General features: G+C 68.3%; 2 protein-coding genes. Both read left to right on the plus strand.

Going from position 1 to position 1,574, the window contains the following annotated elements:
• Positions 1 to 1,137, plus strand: a 1,137-nt coding sequence (pmbA, locus tag AC04L7_RS18325; protein WP_475513651.1) for a metalloprotease PmbA, incomplete at its 5' end; no start/stop codon positions are given.
• Positions 1,138 to 1,261: 124 nt separating this feature from the next.
• On the plus strand, positions 1,262 to 1,574 hold a 313-nt coding region (locus AC04L7_RS18330), incomplete at its 3' end, for a DUF4870 domain-containing protein (protein ID WP_475513652.1).

The following is a 1,574-nucleotide window of genomic DNA, read 5'->3' on the forward strand; positions in this document are numbered from 1 at the left end:
GGGCAGCGCAAGGGCAGCGCCAGTACGGCCGACCTGCGCGAGGAAAGCCTGGAAGCGACGGTGGCGCAGGCCTGCGCCATCGCCCGTTATACCGAGGACGACGAGGCAGCCGGGCTGGCCGATGCGGCGCTGATGGCGTCCGATGCCCCCGACCTCGACGTCTGGCATCCGTGGGCGCTGGAGATGGACCACGCGGTCGACCTGGCGATGGCCTGCGAGGCGGCGGGACGCGAGGCCGACGCGCGCATCGAGAATTCCGACGGCGCGTCCGTCGGCAGCGGCGAAAGCCTGTCGGTGTACGCGAATTCGCACGGGTTCGTCGGCAGGGAGCGGGAGACCCAGCACACGATCGGCTGCGCCTTGATCGCAGGACAGGGCGATGGCATGCAGCGCGACGGCTGGTACAGCACGGCGTTGTCGCATCTGGAACTGGACGATCCAACGTCGATCGGGCGCAAGGCAGCACAACGCACGGTCTCCAGGTTGCAGCCGCGGCCGCTGGCGACGGGTGCATATCCCGTGCTGTTTTCCGCTGAGGTCGCCCGGTCGCTGATCGGCCACCTGCTCGGCGCGGTATCGGGGGGCGCGCTGTACCGGAAAGCCAGCTTCCTGCTCGACCACGTGGGCCAGCGGATCTTCCCGGACTGGTTCGCCATCGAGGAGCTGCCGCTGTTGCCGCATGGGCTGCGCTCGGCGGCGTTCGATGCCGAAGGCGTGGCGACGAAGCGTTCGCATCTGATCCGCGACGGCGTGCTGGAGCGCTACGTGCTGGGAAGCTATTCGGCGCGCAAGCTCGGCCTGCAGACCACCGGCAACGCCGGTGGCGTCCACAACCTGCAGGTGCAGGCCAACGCCGGAGGATTCGAGGACCTGCTCGCGGGCATGCGCACGGGACTGCTGGTCACCGAGCTGATGGGGCAGGGGGTGAACGGCGTGACCGGGGATTACTCGCGGGGTGCGGCCGGCTTCTGGGTGGAAGGCGGCACGCTCGCCTACCCGGTCGACGGCATCACCATCGCCGGCAACCTGAAGGCCATCTTCGCCGGCATCGAGGCGGTGGGGCGCGACGTGGATCGTCGCTCGCATGTCGGCATCGGCTCTGTCCTGGTCGGCCGGATGACCGTCGCGGGCGAGTGACGGGGCGCGGCTGCGCGACCCTGGCCGACGGCGCCATCGTTACCCGTTATGCYTGGCGTGCGGAGTGCTGCGGGGGATCGCGGCGCTCGACCGCCCACCACAACACTTTCGGGGAATCATCCAGATGAGCGAATTCGACAACGTCACAGCACCTCCGCCGCCGGCCACGGGCGATGCACCGCAGGACCAGCGCACGATGTCGCTGCTGGGGCACCTGCTGGGCATCATCACCGGGCCGATCGGCGCGCTGGTCATCTGGCTGGTGAGCAAGGACGACGCTTCCAAGGGCTTCGTCGTCGACCAGTCCAAGGAAGCGCTGAACTTCCAGATCACCGTGCTGATCGCGTTCGTGATCTCCTGGATCTTGGCCTTCGTGCTGATCGGCCTGCTGCTGATGCCGCTGATCGGCATCGCCAATCTCGTGCTCTGCATCATCG

Source organism: Pseudoxanthomonas sp. LjRoot204_2 (assembly GCF_056175765.1).